4 protein-coding genes and 1 pseudogene are annotated in these 8680 nt (G+C 40.3%); 1 reads left to right on the forward strand and 4 read right to left on the reverse strand.

Features of this window, described 5'->3' with window-relative positions:
- A pseudogene (locus BM146_RS19750) lies at positions 1 to 246 on the forward strand (IS4 family transposase); the annotation flags it as partial.
- 66 nt (positions 247 to 312) lie between these two features.
- On the opposite strand, the gene BM146_RS18420 reads toward BM146_RS19750, so the two are convergent.
- The 4 genes from BM146_RS18420 to argH form a co-directional block, all read right to left on the reverse strand.
- Complete coding sequence (locus BM146_RS18420) at positions 313 to 3813, reverse strand: DNA topoisomerase III (protein WP_074892083.1); 3501 nt, start codon at positions 3811 to 3813, stop codon at positions 313 to 315.
- Positions 3806 to 5182 carry an ATP-binding protein gene (locus BM146_RS18425; RefSeq protein WP_074892085.1) on the reverse strand — a complete coding sequence of 459 codons (1377 nt, stop codon included), beginning with the start codon at positions 5180 to 5182 and terminating at the stop codon, positions 3806 to 3808. The genes BM146_RS18420 and BM146_RS18425 overlap by 8 nt, the downstream gene beginning before the upstream one ends.
- Positions 5183 to 5207: 25 nt before the next feature.
- Positions 5208 to 6293, reverse strand: a complete 1086-nt coding sequence (gene asd / locus BM146_RS18430; RefSeq protein ID WP_074892087.1) for an aspartate-semialdehyde dehydrogenase — start codon at positions 6291 to 6293, stop codon at positions 5208 to 5210.
- 85 nt (positions 6294 to 6378) lie between these two features.
- Positions 6379 to 7761, reverse strand: coding sequence for an argininosuccinate lyase (gene argH / locus BM146_RS18435; protein ID WP_074892089.1), 1383 nt, complete (start codon positions 7759 to 7761; stop codon positions 6379 to 6381).
- Positions 7762 to 8680 lie beyond the last annotated feature (919 nt).

The raw sequence follows: 8680 nt of genomic DNA on the forward strand, positions 1-8680 counted from the left end.
TATATGATGCTCGCTGTTGAGAATCGTGAAGCAGAAGATCCAAGAACCCTTGGAGAACTGTTTACATATCTTGTAGAGGAAATGGCAGATGTTACATTTGTCCATGCATTCACTCTGATTATGAAAATGTTCTCAGATATGATGACTGAAAAATTCGATCTTGACGAAGAAGAAATCTCAACTATGATCGATACCTTCATATCTGCACTTACCCCCGCCATGCAGCGTCAACTAAGGGCTGCATGATGGTACTTTTTTGCCATTTTTTATTGAATTTTCAAGGTACAAACGCTATTTTTTTACTGCGAAGTTTCAGTTATTAAAATCAAATACTATATTAAACTTCTCATCAAAGGCCAGTTTTGCATCGAAAGGAGTTCCTTTTTTGCTAATAAACCCTGAAATCGTGTCAGTCTTTTTCTCATTGATAAGCTTAGTAAACTGCTCCTTATCTATATCAATTCCTGCAATCTTACCAACAAAGAAGCTGCATCCTTCGTCGCCCTTCTTGTAGTCCTCACAGCGATAGCCCATGTGACCTTTGATGATAGGCTTGCCACAGATTGGGCACTTTAAGCCTTCTAGAACTTCGTCCTCATTTTCAAATACAAACCTTATGCCGGTTACCTTGCCATCTTCGTCCTTGCTAAGAGCAAGTGCTGCCTCAAACTTCTTGCCACTCTTTGACTTAAAGCCGCTTATCTTGGATGTTATACCCGCACCCAAAAGCTCTTTTACCTGAGCATCTTTTAGCTTAACTCCAGCAATCTGACCAATATTGAACTTACAGCTGTTATCAGGGTCATCCCTGTTGTAATTCTTACAGCCATATCCAAAAGATGTCTTGATTATCTCGCCACCACAGACAGGGCAAACCACGTCTTTGACAACCTGAGCTTCAACATTTTCAAAGTCAAAAGAAATCTCGCTTTTTCCTTCTTCATTTTTCTTAAGCACAAGACAAGCATCAAATTTCTTATTGGTCTTTCCCTTAAAGCCTCTTATAGTTGATGTATGTCCTTCTTTTAAAAGCTCGATTACATTTGCTTCAGAGAGCTGTTTGGATGCAATCTTACCGATAAAAAACTTACACGACTCTGGGTCCTCTGCTCTAAAATTCTCGCAGCCAAAGCCTATGCTCTTTTTTATGATTCTGCCGCCGCAGTCAGGGCAGACAACATCCTTTAAATAATCAGGTTCAATACCATCAAAATCGAACACTATTGAGAGCTTTCCATCTTCAACAGTCTTTAATTCAAGCTTTGCGTCAAAACTCTTTTTACTCTTACTCTTAAAGCCCTTTATGACATCTGTCTTTCTCTCATTGATAAGCGTCCTAAGGGTCTCTATATCAAGCTTTTTGCCTGCTATTTCACCAATACTGAAATAACATGGATTCTCTTCTTTGGTCCTGTTCTCGCAGGTGATGCCATAGCCTGTCTTAATGATTCTTCCGCCACAAGCAGGACACTTTAAGTCCTCCACGTATTCGATAGGAACATCTTCAAAATTAAAGTTTATAACAGGCTTTCCATCTGCGTCTTTTGTAAATATAAGGCTTGCACTAAACTTCTGCTTTTTCTTACTTGAAAATCCCTCAAGTACATCCGTCTTACCTTCCGTAAGGAGTTGTTTTACTTCCTCTTCAGAAAGGTCTCTTCCTGCAATCTTGCCTATACTAAATGAGCACTTTTTGGTCTCATCAAAATAGTTGCTACAGCCATATCCAAAGGAAGTTGTAGTGAGCTCGCCTCCGCAAACAGGGCACTTTATGCCTATTGGCTTTCTTGATGCCAGGCCCTTTGCCTCTTTACCTGTGAACTGATTGATATGATTTACAATATCGTGAGTGAGATCTTTATCTATGAGCTTACCTGTCTCACGTCTGATGTAGTCTTCGAGCTTACCTCTGTACTCCTTTGCATCAACTGAGCCATTGTAGATACCTTCAAGGCCCTTTTCCCAGCTGGCTGTCATCTCCGGATTAAGAAGCGTTGGCACAGTCAAATAAACAACCTCGTAGATCATCTCTCCAAGATTCTCAGGTGTTATGATCTGGCTCTTACTCTGGTTCAGATACTTTATGTCGATGAGCTTTTTGATGATACCTGCCCTTGTAGCTGCAGTTCCAATGCCCTTCTTTTTTATCTGTTCGCGAAGTTCTTCGTCTTCGATAAGGTTTCCGGCATTCTCCATAGCTATAACAAGATCACCTGAAGTATACCTTTTTGGCGGTGCTGTAGCGCCTTCCCTTATATTCATGCCATTTACAGATATAGAGTCACCCTTATGGGCTGTCTCAACGAACTTTATAAAATCCTCTTTGGATATTCCAACATCCTCTTCATCAGAAGCATTATCTCCTGCCTCGCCCTGGCTATTCTCATTATCTCCTGCATTTTTCTTCTCTTCAGGTATTCCTAAAACAGCTCTAAATCCCGGTGCTGTCATTACTTTTGCTGATGCAAAAAACTTCTCGCCACCAACATCTATCTGGAGTTTAGCCGTCTTATACTCTGCAGGTGGATAGAAAATAGCCAGAAATCTCTTACATATCAAGAGATATACATTCTTTGAAAGAGGTGACAAAGAGTTAATGGCAGCCGTCTGCCCTGTAGGAATGATCGCGTAGTGATCAGTTACCTTGCTGTCATCTGTGTAATAGGACTTCTCTATTCCTTTATACAAACCATTTTTTAGGACATGCTCAGAAAAACCTGAAACCTCTGCTACTCCTGACAATCCCTTTACATTCTTATAAATTTCTTTTGCCACAGCTGTAGTAAGAACTCTGGCATCAGTTCTGGGGTATGTCGTGAGTTTCTTCTCATAGAGCTCCTGAGCAATATCAAGGGTCTGGGATGGGCTTATCTTAAACCTCTTGGTACACTCAGCCTGAAGCTCTGTAAGGTTGTATAAAAGAGGTGCTTTCTTTTTGGAATTGCCTGTCTCAATACTGTCAATTACAGCAGGCTTTCCCGTCAAAGAATCAATTAAAGCCTTCGCATCTTCTTCCTTTTTGAATCCGTTTTCTTTGTATAAAAGCGGGGACTCAAAAAAGGCTGTTCCGGTAACAGCCTTCCACTCAGCAAGTATATTTGCGTCAGAAAAAGATCCTACGATCCTGTAAAAAGGAGTCTTAACGAAGTTTCTGATCTCCCTCTCTCTTCTGACAACCATTCCCAAAACGCAGGTCATTACCCTGCCAATGGCAATGGCTGTGTATGACTTTGTGGCAGCTGCATCATTTATAAGCTTTCCGTATTTTACTGACAGGGCACGTGAGAAATTGATACCAAGGCTATAATCCTCGATAGCACGCATGATTCCTGACTCTCCAAGGAGTGCATAATCTGACATAGGCTTTGCCTCTGCTATGCCTCTTTTAACCTCTTCATCAGTCATGGAATCAATCCAGACTCTCAGCTCAGTCATTCCATCCCTGACACCACCATAGTTTCTGATGTTCTCCTCGATGGTCTGTCCTTCTTTTCCCGAGTCGCCCGCCCAGTAGACAGTATCAATGTCATCTCTATGCAAAAGAGAATTCACAAGCTTATACTGATCTGCACTGGCCTTAATAACGCCATACTTATAGTTAACAGGTAGAAACGGTAAATCTTCCAGTTTCCACTTTTTGTATTTTTCATCGTATTCTTCAGGGTATACCATCTCCACAAGGTGACCAAAGCACCAGGAAATTACGTAATTATCATTCTCAATATACCCGTTTTTATTACCGGAAACATTAAGCACCCTGGCAAAATCTCTTGCCACAGATGGTTTCTCGGTTATGATAAGTTTTTTAGCCATTTGTTAATTCATCTATTCCAATCAACCGTATCTTGCCTGCTGATTTCATAGATGCGTCCAACAGCCACGAATCAAATCCTGCGGTTGAAAAGAAATAGTAATAATCTCCCTCAAGTCTTGCTAGTCTTGCGCAGGATTCAAGTTTATCCAAATCTGAATGTGTGATCTGACTCTGCCACTTGCAAAGGCACAACGCCGTATCGCCAATGTCGCTCTGCAAAACAATATCAATATCACCATCTTTTCCAAGCCATTGCCCCTCATCACCGATTTCAAATGGGAAAAGACCTTTTTCTTCACATTTAAAGATATATTCTCTGCATACAGCTTTAAAACTTTCGTTTGCAAAACTTTGAATACCTGCAGATATAAATATATCATAAAATTTGTCAGTCGGCATTAAACGCAAACTACTTTCATTTGGAAAAATGAACTTAAAATAGAAATTCAAAAGAGGATCAGCAATCTTGTAAACACCCTTTAAAACATTCTCTCTGCCTGCATTTCCAAAGGAATAACCCTTGCATGCAAAATCATGATGAATGAGTGTTTTAAGATAAACTGATATCTTGGCTCTTGAAAAGCCGGTGGCATGATACAAGTCATTTAGCTTGTTTACGCCCCTAGCCATCTGGGCCATGATCGTATGATAAACAGCAGTCTCTCTCAAAGTATACTCTGTAAGCCTTTTAGGTTCCCCGTACAAAAAGCTCCCGGTATCAAGGAAATTCTTACAGATATTCTCCTTAAAAGAGAGATTATCATCAAAATACTTCCAAAGAGCCGTCTGCCCGCCAAGCACAGAGTAGGTGAGAACCGCATCGCGATAAGACATTTTTGGAAAAAAAGCTCTCATTTCTGAAAAAGGCAGCGGCTTAATCTTTCTAAATCCTGCGATATTGCCGGCAAGATTCCCCATATTGACCACCATGCTGTTCTCAACCCAGTTAATATCACAGCTTGCCAAAATAACAAGAATCTGTCTCTGTCTGCCATTCTCTGATAACACCTCGGTAAGTGCTTTCATAAAACCGGAAGTCTTACCTACGACATTCTCAAAATCATCAACTACCAAAATGAGAGATCCTTGGGGTGTGCTTTTTACAAGTACATCAAAAAGCTCTTTAAAATCGGGAAACTCAGAAACCTTAACCCCATTTCTTCTGAGCTCACCTGCCCATAGAAAAAGCTGCTCCCTCTCTGATACGGAACGAGCAGTGAAAAAATAATGTCTTCTGTTTTCTATGAATTTTGTCAAAAGAGGCGTAACCTCAATATTCCTGTGGCCGTAGACCACAAGAATATTGGAAAGCCCGCTCTCATAATATCTGTTTAAGAAAGATAAATCTTCTCTTCTTTGTTCTTCCATAGCCCCACAATTAAAGTACTAAGCATTACTTTTTATTTATGTATCCACTTGCTTTAAGGAGCTCAGCGCACTCTACTGCTCCACCTGCTGCTCCACGAAGTGTATTATGTGAAAGACCTACAAACTTGTAATCGTAGATTGTATCCTCACGAAGTCTTCCGATGCTTACACCCATTCCCCCTTCATAGTTAACATCAAGAGCAACCTGTGGTCTGTTGTCGTCCTGCATGTACTGAATGAACTGCTTTGGTGCGCTAGGAAGCTGCAATTTCTGTGGAAGTCCTGAGAAGTTTACAAGCTTTTCAATAAGTTCTTCCTTAGAAACCTCTTTCCTGAACTTAACAAATGCAGCAGCTGTATGACCGTAAAGAACAGGGATTCTGATGCACTGGCATGTGATCTTAACATCATCAGCAGGAACGATCACGCCATTTTCAATCTTACCCCAGATTCTAAGTGGCTCTTTTTCTGACTTCTCTTCCTCACCTGAGATGAAAGGAATAACGTTGCCAACCATTTCAGGCCACTCTTCGAAATTCTTGCCGGCACCTGAAATAGCCTGATATGTTGTAGCAACAACCTCGTATGGCTCATACTCTTTCCATGCTGTAAGAGCTGGTGTGTAGCTCTGGATTGAGCAGTTAGGCTTAACTGCGATGAAACCATTTGTTGTGCCAAGTCTCTTTTTCTGGAACTCAATAACATCCATGTGCTCAGGGTTGATCTCAGGAATGATCATAGGAACATCCGGAGTCCATCTATGAGCGCTGTTGTTAGAAACTACAGGTGTCTCAGTCTTGGCATATTCCTCTTCAATATGCTTGATCTCATCCTTAGACATGTTAACTGCAGAAAGGACAAAATCTACATCTTCAGAAACGCCCTTTACATCTGTAACATCTTTTACAACGATGTTCTTTACAGACTCAGGAATTGGGTTATCCATTTTCCATCTCTTGCCTACTGCTTCCTCATAGGTCTGTCCGGCAGAACGTGGGCTTGCTGCAATAGTGGTAACTTCAAACCAAGGATGATTATTGATAATATCAATAAATCTCTGACCAACCATTCCTGTTCCACCAAGAACTGCTACTTTCAACTTGTCACTCATAATAAAAACTCCTCCTTAATATTGTAAGCTCCGTTTTTCATGAAGCGGCGCATATAAACATTTTCAGTCGATACTATTTGTAAATTTACACAAGGCTATTTATGAACTCATAATTCAACTTAACTATCTCAGACATACATTTTAAGCTAGGCGCTCCGATAGTTAGTCTCTTATTTACACAGGTTTCCAATGAGATTTCCTCATATATGTCATTATCGAATAGTTCAGAAAAAGATTTAAGCTCTTCTATGCCAAGATCATCAATCGCGCAGTTTTTATCTATGCAGTATAGCACAAGCTTTCCGATTACTGAATGGGCATCTCTAAATGGCATACCCTTTTTTACCAGGTAATCTGCAGCATCTGTAGCGTTTGTAAATCCAAGCATGGCACTTCGTTTCATGTTCTCTTTATTAAATTGAAGAGTAGATAACATCTGTGTGAACAGAATCAGACAATTTGAGGTATTATCTACTGCATCAAAAAAGGCTTCTTTATCCTCCTGCATGTCCTTGTTGTAAGCAAGAGGAATGCCCTTCATGGTAGTCAAAAGAGTCATCAGATCTCCGTACACTCTTCCGGTCTTGCCTCTTACAAGCTCTGCTATGTCAGGATTCTTTTTCTGAGGCATGATACTTGAGCCTGTCGAATAAGCATCATCAATAGTTACAAATCTGTATTCATTGCTGTTCCAAATAATGATTTCTTCACTAAATCTTGAAAGATGCATCATTACTGTAGAAAGAGCTGACATAAACTCTATCAGATAGTCTCTGTCTGCAACTGAATCCATGCTGTTGAGGGTAGGTCCCTCGAACCCAAGAAGCATTGCTGTATATTCCCTGTCCAAAGGGTAAGTGGTTCCGGCCAAAGCACCTGCTCCAAGCGGACAATAGTTCATTCTCTTATATATATCCTTCATTCTAAGAAGGTCTCTTTTAAACATCTCAAAGTAAGCGCCTAAGTGATGTGCAAGAGTAACCGGCTGTGCCTTCTGAAGATGAGTAAATCCTGGCATATAGGTCTCAAGGTTCTCTCCCATAATGCCATTAAGCACCTTTAATATATCTGTTAAAAGACCTGTCACATGCTCTACTTCATCTCTCGCATAGAGCCTCATATCAAGGGCTACCTGATCATTTCTGCTGCGGCCTGTGTGAACCTTTTTACCGGCATCACCGATTCTCTCTATAAGATTAGCTTCGAGGAAACTGTGAATATCTTCATACTTGGTAGTTATTTCCAGCTTACCTATTTTTACATCTTCTAAAATAGAATCAAGGCCTTCTACAATACTTGTCATTTCCTCATCATTAATAATGCCCTGTTTTGCAAGCATCTTAGCATGAGCCTTGCTGCCCTTTACATCGACTTCCAAAAATCTCTTGTCAAAAGTAATAGAAGCATTAAAGTTCCATGCAAGTTCATTAATACTGCCTGTAAATCTTCCACCCCAAAGCTGTGCCATCTTCTAATCTCCGATTCGTTTTACTTTGTCAGATTAAAGTCTTAAAAAATTATAATCCTAACTTAACATATATGAAAAGCCCCAAAATCACTAAAATATCAACAAAAATTTCAAAACTATAATTTATTTCTTGTGTAGAAAAGACAAATGTACGCCACACAATGACATTTTGTTTTATTTAGTCCTCACAATATTTTTTATTTCGCAATAACCGGCGGAAAAAATGTCAACTACCACGCACCTAAAGGTACGTGGTAGTTGACTTACAAAAACAGGGGCTATGAAATAGTGATAACTCACTTTCCACAGCCTCTACTGAATTTTACACTGTAGATTAGGGAGAGGATTCTGATGTGTGCAATTAGCATATATCAGAGTACTCTCTTTTTGTATATGCGTAAGTAATTGGCTCCGTACGCCACCATTGACTGAACCTGAGAAAAACGCCCTTCAGGCACTGCCGACGGTGAGGATGATGGGAACAGTAGTTAGATTCATGCACCGTCGGAACCAGCATTGTAACGTTTTCCTCAGAACCCGTCAATGGCAGGCACCTGCGGTGTGGCTAGGGATTATTGCCTCAGGCTCTGACTCCGAGAACAGTAGGGGGTGACTACTTTCAAGACTGTGTAGAGCAAATTAACAGTAGATGCGGAAACTTTCTATAATGTTTATATAGGGCTAATATGACCGCAGGTGGCACGAGTTTTGAAATCGGCCTATATGCATGCCCAAAACAATTTCTATTTATTGGCGATTTAGATTGAAATGCGGAATTCACTGAGATGTAGGATAAGAGTGAAAGATTTGTAAAATTTATCCCATTCTATCCAAGCCGATTTTCAGAGATGTGGGATAAAACATAAAATTCTATCAAAGTTATCCCACAATTTCGGCCTTCTGAACACTGCGATTGACC

The sequence above is a fragment of the Butyrivibrio proteoclasticus genome (genome assembly GCF_900115735.1).
GTDB lineage: Bacteria > Bacillota > Clostridia > Lachnospirales > Lachnospiraceae > Butyrivibrio > Butyrivibrio proteoclasticus_B.

Coding starts and splice junctions, on each gene's coding strand:
- BM146_RS18420 (WP_074892083.1), bottom strand. CDS start 3,813: ATGGCTAAAAAACTTATCATAACCGAGAAACCATCTGTGGCAAGAGAT.
- BM146_RS18425 (WP_074892085.1), bottom strand. CDS start 5,182: ATGGAAGAACAAAGAAGAGAAGATTTATCTTTCTTAAACAGATATTAT.
- asd (WP_074892087.1), bottom strand. CDS start 6,293: ATGAGTGACAAGTTGAAAGTAGCAGTTCTTGGTGGAACAGGAATGGTT.
- argH (WP_074892089.1), bottom strand. CDS start 7,761: ATGGCACAGCTTTGGGGTGGAAGATTTACAGGCAGTATTAATGAACTT.